Here is a 13350-nt window from a genome sequence, read left to right on the forward strand (position 1 = left end):
GTCGCCAACATCATCCACAAGGAAGTCTGGCGGAGCGCCTTCTCCGATCCGGACAAGAAGGGATGATTCTTGCGCGCGGCATGATCGAGGAGATCACGGCCGCGCTTGCCGCCGATGGCCTTATCTTGCGCGGCGGTTTTGTTTTCCCTGATGTTGAGAATGCTCCCGATGGCGCCGCGGCAAGGTCGGTGCTGCTGGTGGGGCAGGCGGGTGCTGCACCTTGGCCGCATTTCATGCGTTGGCGAGCGCAGCAACCACAGACAATCGCCAATCCGCTGGATACGTGGTCTCGACAGGTCATCGGCAATGTGGCCGAAGCATTCGGCGCGCGGGCGGTGTCACCCTCGGACAAGCCCTATTTGCCATTCCAGCAATGGGCTGTTCGGGCAGAGGGGCTAAAACCGTCGCCGCTCGGCATTCTCATGCATCCGCGATATGGGCTTTGGCACGCCTATCGCGGCGCGCTGCTGTTCGAGGACGAGATCGCGGTTCCGGAGCAGGCCGAGACGATCCATCTCTGCGACAGCTGCGTCGACAAACCTTGCCTGAAATCCTGTCCGGTCGATGCCTATTCGAGGGCAGGTTTCGCCTACCAGGCCTGCCTGGCGCATGTACGGGGAGCCAATGGCGAACCGTGCCGGAGCGGCGGCTGCCTCGACCGCAATGCCTGTCCCTATGGCACGGAATACCGCTATCCGCCTGAAATCCAGGCTTTTCACATGGCTAGCTTCGCACGCGCTGCCAGCTGATCGACGGCATTGTGCGGCGTGTGTCCGTTCCGATGAACACCTTGACGGGTGCCGAAAGCAAGCCTATTCATCAAGTCATCTGATGACTTGATGAATAGGCCGATGCAACCTGCCAGCAGAACCAATCTCACCGACAGCGCCACCGACAGCCTGCGGGCCGAGATCATCGGCGGCCGCTGGGGTATCGGCGAGCGCATCCCCAATGAGGCGGCTCTCAGCGATCTTCTGTCGGTCAGCCGCGGCACGGTGCGTGAGGCGGTGCGGGTGCTTGTCTCGCAGGGATTGCTGGATACGCGCCAGGGCTCGGGCACCTACGTGCGCTCGACTGTCGATTCTTCCGCGGCTCTCGACCGGGTCAAACGCACCGGTTTGCGCGATCAATGGGAGGCGCGGGCGGCATTGGACCTGGAGGCCGCACGGTTGGCCGCCTTGCGCCGCACGCCCGCCGATCTCGACCAGATGCGCCGGCTGCTGGCCGAGCGCGGCACGGTCGCCGATGGCGGCAGCGAAGCCTTCATCCGGCGCGACCTCGCTTTCCACAAATCGGTCGTCGCGGCTTCCGGCAACAGGGCGATGATGGAGCTCTACGACTTCTTCACCGCCGCCATCACCGAAACCATCCATGCCACCATCGACGGCGAACTGCCCGAGCCGGATCAACAGGCGCACGCGGCAATCGTCGACGCGATCGCCGCAAGCGATCCCGACCGCGCGGTTGCCGCCGTTCGCGCTTTCATGGCGCCGGTGCTTGCCCAACTCGAAAGACTGCTTTCCCAATGAACCAGACGTTTCGTCAGCCCGCCCCGACGGTGCAATCCAAGGCCGTCGAGGGACTGGAGCTCATCGATGCCGAAGCCGATAGCCTGCCGCAGCCGCAGCCACCCGAGCCACTCAGCCGCGCCGCGCGCATCGTGCTTGGTGCAAGCCTCGTGCTGATCGCCTTCAATCTGCGGCCGCTGTTTTCCAGCCTGTCGGTGCTGTTGCCCGAGGTGATGCAGGCGACCGGTCTTTCGACGACCGGCGCCAGCCTGCTGACCACGCTTCCGGTGCTGTGTCTCGGCCTGTTCGCGCCCTTTGCGCCCAGGCTCGCCCAGCGCTACGGGGCGGAGCGCACTCTGCTCGGTGCGCTTGTGCTGCTGGCGCTGGGAACCGGCCTGCGCTGGTTCGGCTCGGTGCCACTGCTGTTTGTCGCCACTTTCCTTGCCGGCGGCGCCATTGCCATCGGCAACGTGCTTTTGCCCGGCCTGGTCAAGCGTGATTTCGCCGACCGGGCCGCCGTCATGACCGGGCTCTACACCATGGCGCTCTGCGCCGGTTCGGCCGCTGCCGCCGGTCTCACCCTGCCGATCGAGCATTTTGTCACGGGTTCGTGGTCAGGCGCACTCGCTGGATGGGCGGTGCCGACATTGCTTGTGCTGCTGATCTGGATCCCCCAGGCGCTGGGCAGCCGGCGGCAAGTCAGCCATCGCGGTTTTCGCGTCGTCGGCCTGTGGCGCGATCGCCTGGCCTGGCAGGTGACGCTGTTCATGGGGCTGCAGTCGGCGCTTGCCTATTGCATCTTCGGCTGGCTGGCGCCGATCCTGCGCGAGCGTGGCTTCGACGCGGCCAGCGCCGGTGCCGTCGCCTCGCTCTCGGTCATGGCGCAAGTCATCACCTGCCTTGCCGTCCCGTCCATTGCCGTACGGCTCAAGGACCAGCGCGGCATCAACGTTGCGCTCGTCGTCATCGCGGTGGTTGCGTTCCTCGGCATTCTGTTCGCGCCGGTCTCGACCGTGCTTTTCTGGGCGGTGTTGCAAGGCATCGGGCAGGGCGGCCTGATCGCCGCCGCCATGACCCTGATCGTGCTGCGGTCGCCGGATTCGCATGTCGCTGCGCATCTTTCGGGCATGGCGCAAGGTGTTGGCTATGTGCTTGCGGCAGCCGGCCCGCTGCTGGTGGGGCTGATCCGCGGCTGGACAGGCAGTTTCTCGGAATCGGCCTACCTGTTCGTCGCGCTTGGGCTCGGCGTCGCGGTCATGGGGTTCGGCGCCGGACGAGCGCTGCATGTCGGCGCAAGGACCATTCGCATCGAGGGGGACGGCTGATCCAAGCCCTTCCACGTCGCAGCCTCGGAAACCTGCGAACGCATCACGCGATCCTGCACGAAATCTTGACCGACAGGCTCAGGGAACGCCTTGCCGTGGCGGCTCGCGCGGATATGTATCGCGCATCTGATCAATGGAGCAGGCAATGACGAAGCAGGACCTTCAGATCAAGACCCGTGACGGCGTGGCGAAGGCGGGTCTGTTCCGTTCGCGCAAGGCTTCTCCGGTCAAGGCCGGTGTCATTCTCTACCAGGACGCGTTCGGTCCACGCCCGGCGCTCGATAGCATGGCCGAGCGGCTGGCGGGCGAAGGCTATGCGGTGCTGGTACCGGATCTCTTCCATCGCAACGCACCTTACGGGCCGTTCGATGCCAGGACGGCTTTTACAGTAGAAGAGACGAAAGTGGCGCTGATGGCGCTGGTCACCGGTACGACGCAGGAGATGACCATCAGCGACAGCGCCGCCTTTCTCGCTGCGCTCGCCGGCGAAGGCGTTACGGGTCCGATCGGCACCGTCGGCTATTGCATGGGTGGCGCGCGGGCGCTGAACGCCGCCGCGACCTATCCGGACAGGATCAAGGCCGCCGCCAGCTTCCATGGCGGCAATCTGGCCAGCGATGCCGCCGACAGCCCACACCGCAAGGCGACGTCCATGAAGGCCCGGCTCTATGTCGGCATGGCCGGCGTCGACAGGAGTTTCCCTCCGGAGCAGTCGACCCGGCTGGAGGAGGCGCTGCGCAATGCCGAAGTCGACCATGTGCTGGAGAATTATGTCGGCATGGCGCATGGCTGGTGCGTGCCGGACCACGGCGTGTACAACGAAGCCGGCGCCGAGCGGCATTGGCAAAGGCTGATTGCGCTGTTTGCGGAGACGCTAGGGTAAGCGATTGTGCTGTGAGTAAGTCCAGCTTGGCAGCGAGGTAGAGCAAGCTTTCGAAAGTCGTGCGGCCCCTCATCCGCCGCTTCGGGGCATCTTCTCCCCATGAACGGGGATAAGGTAAGGAGCGCTTGCCAAAAGAATCTTTGCATCACCCCAAGGATTAGCCATTAGCCTTCGTCCAACAGGCAAATGATGGCAATGATGCTGGATGAGAGCGAAGCCTCCGACGCCGAACTGATTGGGCGGGCGAAGGGCGGAGACAGGGGGGCCTTCGGCACATTGCTGGAGCGCCACTACGACTTCGTCTATCGCGCCGCCTATCGCTGGTGCGGCAAGAAAGCGGATGCCGAAGACATTGCCCAGGAAGTCTGCGTCCGGCTCGGCAAGGCGATCCGCGACTATCGTGGTGGCGGCGCTTTCACGACATGGCTCTATTCCGTGACGATGAACGCCGCGCGCGACACGATGCGAAAGACCGCGCGCGAGACGGTCAAGACCGCGGCCTATGGCGTCCATGCGCTGATTTCGGGCGAGGCCCCGGCCGAGAGCGAGGATCCGGCAGAGGCGCTGTGGGCCGCGGTGCGGCAATTGCCGGACAAGCAGCGCGACGCCGTGCTGTTGGTTTATGGCGAAGGCTTGAGCCACGCGGCCGCCGCCGAGGCTATGACGATCTCGGAGGCGACGGTTTCCTGGCACATCCATGAAGCGAAGAAACGGCTGAAGACGCTGATGCGCTCGGCCGGGGAAGTGTGACCATGGTCGACGACACCGAACTCAACAAACTGCGCGACGCGGCGGTGCCGGCACCGGGCGAGAGTGCGAAGGCGCGGGCCTTCGAGGCCGCCCTGCGCGCGTATGATCAGGAAAATTTTTCCGCCGTCACCCAAGGATCGGTCGGCGGCCTTCGTCTCACGGAGCGAGCACAAAAGCTCTGGAGCGAGATCATGCAAAAGAAGTTCATCGCCACGCCGGCCCTTGCCGGGCTCATCGCCCTGCCGATCGCCGGATACGCCACCTTCCATCTGCTGAGGGAACAGCCGCCCAAATTCGGTGGCGACGAAAAGATCACGGAGACGCTGGCCGACAAGCCGGCGACGCTGAAGCCGCTGGCCAAGCAGGCGCCGGCAGATCAGACGGTCAACGAGCCCACCGTGGCCAACCTGCAGGAAAAGGACAAGAAGGCCGACGCGGATGTCGAGAGCCGCGACGCCACGGAAGTTCTGGTCGCGCCGACCGCGCCGCCGAAGTCCGAATCAACGATTGCCGGTGGCTCCGCTCAGCAGGATGCGCTCGGGCGCGGCATAGTGGCCGAACCGGCACCGCCAGCGCCGACGGGTGAGTTCGCACTCGACGGCACCGCCGCACCCAGCACGTCGCGGGTCGCCCGCATGCCCGCCGCCGAGTCCAAGCTGATGGCGCCGCGGCCGACCATGGCACCGGCGGATCAGGTGGCGCCGCCGGAGGAGAACCGCAACCGCGTCCAGGATTTCAAGACCAATCCGGTTCATGCGGCGCTCGAAGATCCGGTCTCGACCTTCTCGATCGATGTCGACACCGCCTCCTATTCCTTCGTGCGCCGTTCGCTGAAGGAAGGCTCCGTGCCGCAGGCCGACACGGTCCGTGTCGAGGAGATGATCAACTACTTCCCCTACGACTGGAAGGGGCCGGACTCGGCCTCGACGCCGTTCAACTCGACCGTCAGCGTCATGCCGACGCCGTGGAACGAGCACACGAAGCTGATGCATGTCGCCATCAAGGGCTTCGACATCAAGCCGACCGAGCAGCCGAAGGCCAATCTGGTGTTCCTGATCGACGTCTCGGGCTCGATGGACGAGCCCGACAAACTGCCGCTGCTCAAGTCGGCATTCCGGCTGCTGGTCGGCAAGCTGAAGGCCGACGACACCATTTCCATCGTCACTTATGCCGGCGAAGCGGGCACGGTCCTGGAGCCGACCAAGGCCTCCGAAAAGGACAAGATTCTCAATGCTATCGACAATCTGACACCCGGCGGCAGCACGGCCGGCGAGGCGGGCATCAAGGAAGCCTATAGGCTGGCGCAGAAATCCTTCGTCAAGGACGGCGTCAACCGGGTTATGCTGGCCACCGATGGCGACTTCAATGTCGGGCAGAGCGACGACGATGATTTGAAGCGCCTGATCGAACAGGAGCGCAAGTCGGGCGTCTTCCTGTCCGTGTTCGGTTTCGGCCACGACAATCTGAACGACCAGATGATGCAGACCATCGCCCAGAACGGCAACGGCACCGCTGCCTATATCGACACGCTGGCCGAGGCCGAAAAGGTGCTGGTCGAGGACGCCTCCTCGACGCTGTTCCCGATTGCCAAGGACGTGAAGATCCAGGTCGAATTCAACCCGAACAAGGTCTCGGAGTACCGGCTGATCGGCTACGAGACCCGGGCGCTCAACCGCGAGGATTTCAACAATGACCGCGTCGACGCTGGCGATATCGGCTCGGGCCATTCGGTCACCGCGATCTACGAGATCACGCCGAAGGGCAGCGGCGGCGAGCAGATCGACCCGCTGCGCTACGGCCAGGCCACAGTCAACAATGGCGGCGTCGCCAATGCGGACGAATATGCCTTCGTCAAGATCCGCTACAAGCTGCCGAACGAGGACGTCTCGAAGCTGATCACCACGCCGGTGACCTCGGCCAACGAGGTGTCGTCCTTCGACCAGGCCAGCACCGACCAGCGTTTCTCCGTCGCCGTCGCCGCCTTCGGCCAGAAGCTGCGCGACGAGGATGCCACCGCGAAGTTCGGTTACGACAAGATCATGGAGATTGCCACCGCCGCCCGAGGAGCCGACCCGTTTGGGTACAGGTCCGAGTTCCTTTCGCTTGTGCGCCTTGCCTCGGCGCTGGGCGGTAACCGGTAGTGGCAATACGGCCGGTTCCTTTCAGACGGCGGTCGTTCTGACACGGGAGCCGGCCTACGGGCGGGTGAGGCAGGCCGGCGAGGGGTTCATTCCCTTGCCGGCTTTTTTTCGTTGCGCGGCTGCCTTGCACCACCCATTCTGGCGAGATGAAAGGCGAAGCTATGAAGAAACGCATTGTCCTTGTGCGGCACAGCGACGAGCCCGCAGACGACCGTGTGTTCGCCTACCTCCAGCAGAACGGCTACGAGCCGGTCTTGCGCCGCGCCTTTGCCGGAGAGGCGCTCGATGCTGACGATACCGTCGCAGGCGGCGTGATTTATGGCGGCATGTACAATGTATATGACACGTCGCTGCATCCGTTCTTGCTGGACGAATACCGGTTTATCGACTTCTGCATGAATGCCGGCATCCCCTTGCTCGGCATCTGCCAGGGCGCGCAGCAGATTGCTTGGCTTCACGGCGCGCATGTCGGTCCGCCGGCAAGCGGTGTGCATGAGTTTGGCTGTTATCCAATTTACCCGGCTGAGGGCGCGGAAGATTTCCTGCCTGCGCCGATCCATGTGACGCAGTCACACTGGCATGGGCTCGAACTGCCGGAAGGCGCCCAGCACCTTGCCTCGAGCGCCCTGTTTCCCAATCAGGCTTTTCGGATTGGCGAAAAGGTCTACGGCCTGCAGTTCCATGCGGAAGTAACCCCAACCGGATTTCAGCGTGTGCAGAACCGCCCGACAGCGAATTACGACAAGCCGGGCGCACAGACGCGCGAGGAGCAGGATCGCCTCTTGAGTCTGCATGATGCGGCGCAAGCCGCCTGGTTCGATGGCTTCCTGCGGAAGCTTTTTCCGCCGTTGATTTAGCTGCCCTGACGACGGTGGGATCGCCGGTTTGTGGCGATCTGCGGGGATCGTTAAATTGCGCGGCATTTCCGGTACCGGATCGCAACTCCCTGTTGCTACATCGGTCATGTCTAAAGGCTTGAGGGAGCCGGAATTGCAGATCACGACTATCGCCAACTCGCCATCGCCGGCACGCGACACTTCGGCGGTTTCATCAGCCCCGTCAGCAGAAACCAGACGCATCGGCGATGACGTCGCCCAGGCGCGCAAGACCGCCATGTCGGCCCTGACCAACGACCGCTTCCGCGCCATGCTGGAACACATCACCGATCCGGCTTCATCAGGCGCGCTGATGACGATGCGCGGCGACAACGTGGTCGATTTCAAGTCGGCGCAGTCGAGCTACGCCGACAACAGCGAATAATCAAAAAGCTTCAGCCCCGGCCCCGGCGCCGTTCGCGGCGGGCTTCGCTTGTCTCGGCGGTGTTTTCCGTCGCCACCTTGTTGCGCATCGGACCGATGCGCTCGACGATTGCCGCAACCGTCGGACGATCCGCCTTGGTGTGGGCATCGAGCGCCTTGCGCATGGCGGCAAGGTGCTGGAACGAGGTGCCGCAGCAGCCGCCGACGATTTTCGCGCCGGCATCGACGGCCAGACGCACATAATCGGCCATCAATTCCGGCGTGCCGGAATAATGGATTTCGGTGCCGCGGAATTCCGGGATGCCGCAATTGCCCTTGACGATGACCGTCGCCTGCGGCTTCGCCTCGGTCATGTCGAGCAGCGATGCCAGTATGTCCGAGGCGCCGACGCCGCAATTGGCGCCAACGCCGAGCGGGGCTTGCGCCAAGCCGTCGACGACGCCGTGGATGTCTTTCGGCAGCAGGCCCATCATGGTGCGGCCCGCGGTGTCGAAGGAGCCGGTATAGGTGTAGGGCAGGCCAACGCGTATGGCTGCTTCGGCGGCGGCACGGATCTCGTCGGGCGCCGACATGGTCTCGATCCAGGCGACTTCGGCTCCGCCTTCCTTGAGGCCCTCGATCTGCTCGGCAAAAGCGTCGACCGCCTCGTCATAGGTCATGGCGCCGAGCGGCACCAGCAATTCGCCGGTCGGGCCGACGGAGCCGGCGACGATCACCTTGCGCCCGGCCTTGTCGGCGACGGCCCGCGCAATCTCGGCGGCGCGATTGTTCAGCGCGTGCACACGGTCCTGCGCATGGTGGAGTTTCAGCCGATGACGGGTGCCGCCAAAGGAATTGGTCAGGATGATGTCGGCGCCGGCATCGACGAAGTTCTGGTGCAGGCTGGTGATGGTGTCAGGGGCTGTCTCGTTCAGTAGTTCCGGCGCCTCGCCGGCCTCCAGGCCCATCGCGAACAGGTTGGTGCCGGTGGCGCCATCGGCCAAAAGCACGCCCTTTTCAGCCAGCAGGGCATCAATCGGATTGGTCGTCGTCATCATATTGGCTTTCGTGTTTCGAATTCGAATAAGGATATAAAGAAGTCTTTATGTCTAGTCAATGATTTGCGGGCGACGACCCGGTCGATACGGCGACTGCCGGCGATCAGACAGCGCCCGATGGAAACGACATGCCGGCGAGATTGCGCGCGAAGGCGGCGGCCTCGTGCGGGTTGATGTCGGCGGCACGGATAAGATTGTCGAAATGCCGGGTCAGCGCCTGCACCGGCTGGGTGGCGTTCAGCACCACATACATGTCGCCGACATAGATGGCGGCACGGTAGGGGCCGAAGATGGTCAGCGGGATCGAATAGCGCATGCGGCCGTCATAGAGGAACAGGCGAAAGGTGGGGTAGAGATCGTCGAGCAGTGTCGCCATGTGGGCGAGCTGCTGGCGGCGGTCTGCCTCCGGAAAGCGGTCCCATACGCCGAGGCCGCGCGCAAAAATCTCCAGCGTGTGGCGCGGCATGCAGACTTCCATGTCGGTTTCCGGTCGCCGGTTGTATTCGATGCGGTATTGGGTCTCGCTGGCCTGGGCCAAGCGACTCCTGTTGGTGATGTTGGCCTCGTAATCGACCAGCGCGCGGGTCCGCAGGAGGTCGGGAATGCCGGCCGGCACATAGCGGATCTTGGTGCCCGCGGCCTCGGCGAACCACTTGGCGAGCAGGGTGCGGTCGAAACCGTCGGGCGCTTCCTCGATCTCCAGGCTTTCGCGGATTTCGCCGGTAACGCCTTCATCCTGGCTGAGACCGAGCAGCCAGTCGAGCGACACCTTGAATTCGGCTGCCATGTTGAGCAGCGTCTCGGCGCGCGGCAGACGCGTCGAAGCGCCCGACATCAGCTGCGACAGTGCCGAACGATCGATGCCGACAGCTGACGCGAATGCCGACTGGTTGAGGTCGGAGCGTGTCAGGAGCAGCTTCAGGCGCTCCCGAAAGATTGCTGACAGGTCCCGTTTGTCCATCGCCATGCTCCGCGAATCCTGAGGAAAAATTTGCGCCGAACCGGCCCAGGGTGGCGTCTTAGGCGTAAATGAATCCCTAAGACTGTTTACAATGTGTAACATGTGCGGTCAAAAATGCGCAATCGCAACATTTTGTATACTTTGTCGCGTTGAGTGGAATCGTTTCTCCTGACACTATGTTGTCAGGAACCATTGGGGGTTCCGGCGACTGAGGGGCAGTGGTCGATAGCATGACAGGCAAGAGCATCAAGCGACGCAACACACCGGCCATCGAGTGGCCGACCACGGCTCTCGCTTTCTTCTGTTACGGAACTTGGCTTGCCACCGGTTTCCTGCTCTGGCCTTCCTATCCCATCGTGGCGCTCTTTCTCCTCGGCTTTGTCCTGGCACTGCAGTCGTCGATCATGCATGAAGTGCTGCATGGCCATCCGACGCGCAGCGCGCTGGTCAACGAGGCCTTCGTCTTCCTGCCGATCGGCCTGGTGTGGCCGTTCCGGCGCTTCAAGACGCTGCATTTGCGCCACCATGCCGACGAGCGGCTGACCGATCCGCTTGACGATCCCGAGAGCTATTATCAGGCGCTCTGGCAGCATGACGAGTTGCCGCAGACGATGAAATTCCTGCTCAACATCAACAACACCATGGCCGGCCGTTTCTTCCTCGGCCCCTGGCTGTCCTGCATCGGCTTCTTCATCGACGATGCCAAGCAGATGATGGCCGGCGACAAGGCGATCCGAAAAGCCTGGCTGCTGCATGCGATCGGCCTCGCCATCGTGGTGCCGATCGTGCAGTTCGGCTTCGGCATTCCGCTGTGGCTATACATTCTGGTGCCGGTATGGCTCGGCCAATCGCTGATCGCGATCCGCACTTTCGCCGAGCATCAGTGGTCCGAGCACCCGGAAGGCCGCACGGTGATCATCGAGCGCTCGCCGCTGTCGCTCCTGTTCCTCAACAACAATCTGCACTTTGTCCATCACAAAGCCCCGACGGCGGCCTGGTACAGACTGCCCAAGCTGTTTCGCGAGCGCCGCGACGAATGGCTGAGGATGAACAATGGCTATGTCTATCCAAACTATTTCGCGCTGATCAAAGCCTACGCCTTCAAGGCGAAGGAGCCGATCGTGCACCCGGTGCTGCGACGCGCACCCGAGCACGGCCGGGCCTTCAAGCCGCGCATCCGGGCGCACAGCATCAATGGGCTCGGCACCGCGCCGGTGCCCGCCGAGCCGCCCAAGGAATAAGTCCGGGCAACCCAGGGTCCCCGAGTCGGCCAATTCTGATTGGACGGCGCGTTTTTGCGATCCTTTCTCCAGACATGATGATTTGATATCGGCATGAGCGAATTGATTGCGGCGTTGCCGATGTATGACTGGCCCGAAGTTCGCGACGCTATCGACGCGCAATGGGCACTGTTGCGCGATGCCCTCCGGCAGAGGGGCGTGGATGCGCCTGAAGCCATCGTTCGCCGCAATGGTGACCTGCCTGCCGTGCCTGGCGGCATCCATGACGCCGCCGGAAACCTGATCGCACCCGATCCCGCGACCTTGCCACCTGACGAACTGGACTTCCACAAGCTCTGGCTGCATCCGGCTTTGCTGTTCGCGCAGACCTGCTGGGGGCCCATGGAACTTGGCCTGTCGCAGCATGTTCAGGTGGTCGGCCAACCAAGCTACGACGCCTATGAAGGCGGGCAAGGCGAACTCTATTGCAGCGCGCTGGTGATGCGGGCAGGCGAGGGTGACGAGGTTCGGTCGCCAGCCGATGGCAAGGCCGTGCTTCCGCTTGATCGCATCCGTGGCAAGCGCTTCACCTTCAACAGCCTGGATTCCATGTCGGGTATCATCGCGCTGACGCGCGACCTGAAAGCGGCCGGCGAAACCCTCGATATCTTCTCATCGCGCGGCGAAAGTGGCGGCCATCGCGGCTCCATCGTCACCGTGGCTGAGGGCAGGGCGGATGTCGCTGCGATCGACTGTGAAAGCTGGGCGCTGGCGCAGCGTTTCGAACCAGCGGCTCGGAAAGTGGTGATCGTCGGCTGGACGGCACGGCGCAAGGGCCTGCCGTTCATCACGGCCAGGACGACGCCGGAAAAGACAGTTCAAGCCATGCGCGAAGCCCTTGCCGGCCTAGCCCAGCAGCCTCGCATCCAAAGGGTAGGTTGAAAGCTGCTCGTTGCCGGTCTCGGTGATCAGGATCTGCTCCTCGATCTTGACGCCTTCGCGCCCACCGAGCCGGCCGATATAGCTTTCCACGCACAGGACCATGCCTGGTTCGAGCACGCCGTCGGGCGTGTCTGAAGTCCAGTCGCTGGCATGCGGCAAGGTCGGGTATTCGTCGGCCAGGCCGACGCCGTGGTAAAGCACGCCATAACGGGTCGGGAAGCAGTCTCCTGGCGGCACCGCCGAGCGCTCGACCAGGTCGCGGAACGAAATGCCGGGCCGCATCAAGTCTGTGTTGTGTTCGATCTGGTCGGCGGCGATACGGAACAGATCGCGCTGTTCATTGGTCGGCTCGGTATCGCCGCACAGCCAGGTGCGCGACAGGTCGGCGCAGAAGCCGTAGGGGCCGATCAGGTCGGTGTCGAAGGCGACGAGATCGCCGGCCTCGATTTTGCGCGACGAGCATTCCTGGAACCAGGGATTGGTGCGCGGCCCCGACGCCAGCAGCCGGGTCTCGATCCATTCGCCGCCGCGCGCGATATTGCCGCGATGCAGTTCCGCCCACAGCTCGTTCTCGGAGATGCCCGGCTTCAGCGCCTGTTCCATCTCGCCCATCGCAGCTTCGCAAGCGACGATGGCGCGGCGCATGGCAAGGATTTCATCCGGCGATTTGATCAGCCGCGCATTCTCCATCACCGCTTCGCCATTGCCGATGGAGATGCCGAGGCGCGCGAGTTCCTCGACGCCTTCGGGATTGAGGTGGTCGACAGCGATGCGGCTGTTGCCGCCGCCATGGTCCCTCACCAGATCGGCGATGCCGGTGGCCCAGCGGCGGACTTTCTGCTCGGTCAATTCGCCGCCATAGAGATACATCCACGACACCGCGGGGCGCACCTCGTCGACGACCCCGGAGTGGTCGGACAGATGCTCGCAGGAAAAATAGTCGAACAGCACCACCGGCCCGTCGGCGGCGACGAAACAATGCCGCGTCGGATTGTGCGCCACCCACAGCTGCATGTTGGTCGAATCGGTGGCGTAGCGGATGTTGACGGGGTCGTAGAGCAGGGCGCCGGCATAGCCGCGGCGCTTCAGCTCTGCGCGGATGCGCTCCAGCCGGTATTTGCGCATCGCCGGAAGATCGGGGGCGGCAATGCCTGCCGCCGCCCATTCTGCTTCAGCCTGGGCGCCGTAACCCAGCACATGCTGATTGAGTGACGCCGCCTTCTGGCGGGAGGCGTCGCGCAGGGCCTCGATCGAGCCCGGCTTGAATGGCATGATCTTGCGGTGGCGGCCGAAGCTTCCTTTTGGCGCCGCGCTGTCCATGACC

13 protein-coding genes are annotated in these 13350 nt (G+C 63.5%); 10 read left to right on the forward strand and 3 right to left on the reverse strand.

Annotated features, from left to right (window positions below; all coding sequences use genetic code 11):
• Window positions 1-62 precede the first annotated feature (62 nt).
• The 8 genes from EB233_RS17055 (at window position 63) to EB233_RS17090 (ending at window position 7867) form a co-directional block, all read left to right on the forward strand.
• On the forward strand, window positions 63-749 hold the full coding sequence (locus EB233_RS17055) for a 4Fe-4S dicluster domain-containing protein (RefSeq protein WP_064988352.1): 687 nt from the start codon (window positions 63-65) through the stop codon (window positions 747-749).
• Window positions 750-851: 102 nt separating this feature from the next.
• Window positions 852-1529, forward strand: a complete 678-nt coding sequence (locus EB233_RS17060; protein ID WP_064988353.1) for a FadR/GntR family transcriptional regulator — start codon at window positions 852-854, stop codon at window positions 1527-1529.
• Window positions 1526-2833 carry a CynX/NimT family MFS transporter gene (locus tag EB233_RS17065; protein WP_064988354.1) on the forward strand — a complete coding sequence of 436 codons (1308 nt, stop codon included), beginning with the start codon at window positions 1526-1528 and terminating at the stop codon, window positions 2831-2833. The genes EB233_RS17060 and EB233_RS17065 overlap by 4 nt, the downstream gene beginning before the upstream one ends.
• 145 nt (window positions 2834-2978) lie before the next feature.
• The gene (locus EB233_RS17070; protein ID WP_081293983.1) at window positions 2979-3716 is read left to right on the forward strand and encodes a dienelactone hydrolase family protein; all 738 of its coding nucleotides are present in this window, start codon (window positions 2979-2981) and stop codon (window positions 3714-3716) included.
• A gap of 189 nt (window positions 3717-3905) precedes the next feature.
• The gene (locus EB233_RS17075) at window positions 3906-4466 is read left to right on the forward strand and encodes an RNA polymerase sigma factor (RefSeq protein WP_064988811.1); all 561 of its coding nucleotides are present in this window, start codon (window positions 3906-3908) and stop codon (window positions 4464-4466) included.
• 2 nt (window positions 4467-4468) lie between these two features.
• Complete coding sequence (locus tag EB233_RS17080) at window positions 4469-6607, forward strand: VWA domain-containing protein (protein ID WP_064988356.1); 2139 nt, start codon at window positions 4469-4471, stop codon at window positions 6605-6607.
• Window positions 6608-6768: 161 nt separating this feature from the next.
• Complete coding sequence (locus EB233_RS17085; RefSeq protein WP_064988812.1) at window positions 6769-7464, forward strand: glutamine amidotransferase-related protein; 696 nt, start codon at window positions 6769-6771, stop codon at window positions 7462-7464.
• Window positions 7465-7519: 55 nt separating this feature from the next.
• Entirely contained in the window at window positions 7520-7867 is a 348-nt protein-coding gene (locus EB233_RS17090) for a hypothetical protein (protein WP_244277592.1), read from the forward strand.
• Between the two features lie 10 nt (window positions 7868-7877).
• Here the strand turns inward: EB233_RS17090 and bmt are convergent, their stop codons facing one another.
• Window positions 7878-8900, reverse strand: coding sequence for a betaine--homocysteine S-methyltransferase (bmt, locus tag EB233_RS17095; RefSeq protein WP_064988813.1), 1023 nt, complete (start codon window positions 8898-8900; stop codon window positions 7878-7880).
• Window positions 8901-9006: 106 nt separating this feature from the next.
• Window positions 9007-9864, reverse strand: coding sequence for a helix-turn-helix domain-containing protein (locus EB233_RS17100; RefSeq protein WP_064988814.1), 858 nt, complete (start codon window positions 9862-9864; stop codon window positions 9007-9009).
• Between the two features lie 230 nt (window positions 9865-10094).
• On the opposite strand from EB233_RS17100, the gene EB233_RS17105 reads away from it, so the two are divergent.
• Both EB233_RS17105 and EB233_RS17110 read left to right on the forward strand, forming a co-directional pair.
• Window positions 10095-11105: a fatty acid desaturase gene (locus tag EB233_RS17105; protein ID WP_064988357.1), complete on the forward strand. Its 1011-nt coding sequence runs from the start codon at window positions 10095-10097 to the stop codon at window positions 11103-11105.
• A 93-nt stretch (window positions 11106-11198) separates the two neighbouring features.
• Window positions 11199-12026: a phosphate/phosphite/phosphonate ABC transporter substrate-binding protein gene (locus tag EB233_RS17110; protein WP_064988358.1), complete on the forward strand. Its 828-nt coding sequence runs from the start codon at window positions 11199-11201 to the stop codon at window positions 12024-12026.
• Here the strand turns inward: EB233_RS17110 and EB233_RS17115 are convergent.
• Complete coding sequence (locus EB233_RS17115; protein WP_064988359.1) at window positions 11991-13346, reverse strand: M24 family metallopeptidase; 1356 nt, start codon at window positions 13344-13346, stop codon at window positions 11991-11993. The two genes, EB233_RS17110 and EB233_RS17115, sit on opposite strands and share 36 nt — an antisense overlap.
• Window positions 13347-13350 lie beyond the last annotated feature (4 nt).

This window comes from Mesorhizobium erdmanii (assembly GCF_013170725.1).
In the GTDB taxonomy this organism is placed as follows: domain Bacteria; phylum Pseudomonadota; class Alphaproteobacteria; order Rhizobiales; family Rhizobiaceae; genus Mesorhizobium; species Mesorhizobium erdmanii.

Coding starts and splice junctions, on each gene's coding strand:
- EB233_RS17055 (WP_064988352.1), top strand. CDS start 63: ATGATTCTTGCGCGCGGCATGATCGAGGAGATCACGGCCGCGCTTGCC.
- EB233_RS17060 (WP_064988353.1), top strand. CDS start 852: ATGCAACCTGCCAGCAGAACCAATCTCACCGACAGCGCCACCGACAGC.
- EB233_RS17065 (WP_064988354.1), top strand. CDS start 1,526: ATGAACCAGACGTTTCGTCAGCCCGCCCCGACGGTGCAATCCAAGGCC.
- EB233_RS17070 (WP_081293983.1), top strand. CDS start 2,979: ATGACGAAGCAGGACCTTCAGATCAAGACCCGTGACGGCGTGGCGAAG.
- EB233_RS17075 (WP_064988811.1), top strand. CDS start 3,906: ATGGCAATGATGCTGGATGAGAGCGAAGCCTCCGACGCCGAACTGATT.
- EB233_RS17080 (WP_064988356.1), top strand. CDS start 4,469: ATGGTCGACGACACCGAACTCAACAAACTGCGCGACGCGGCGGTGCCG.
- EB233_RS17085 (WP_064988812.1), top strand. CDS start 6,769: ATGAAGAAACGCATTGTCCTTGTGCGGCACAGCGACGAGCCCGCAGAC.
- bmt (WP_064988813.1), bottom strand. CDS start 8,900: ATGACGACGACCAATCCGATTGATGCCCTGCTGGCTGAAAAGGGCGTG.
- EB233_RS17100 (WP_064988814.1), bottom strand. CDS start 9,864: ATGGACAAACGGGACCTGTCAGCAATCTTTCGGGAGCGCCTGAAGCTG.
- EB233_RS17105 (WP_064988357.1), top strand. CDS start 10,095: ATGACAGGCAAGAGCATCAAGCGACGCAACACACCGGCCATCGAGTGG.
- EB233_RS17110 (WP_064988358.1), top strand. CDS start 11,199: ATGAGCGAATTGATTGCGGCGTTGCCGATGTATGACTGGCCCGAAGTT.
- EB233_RS17115 (WP_064988359.1), bottom strand. CDS start 13,346: ATGGACAGCGCGGCGCCAAAAGGAAGCTTCGGCCGCCACCGCAAGATC.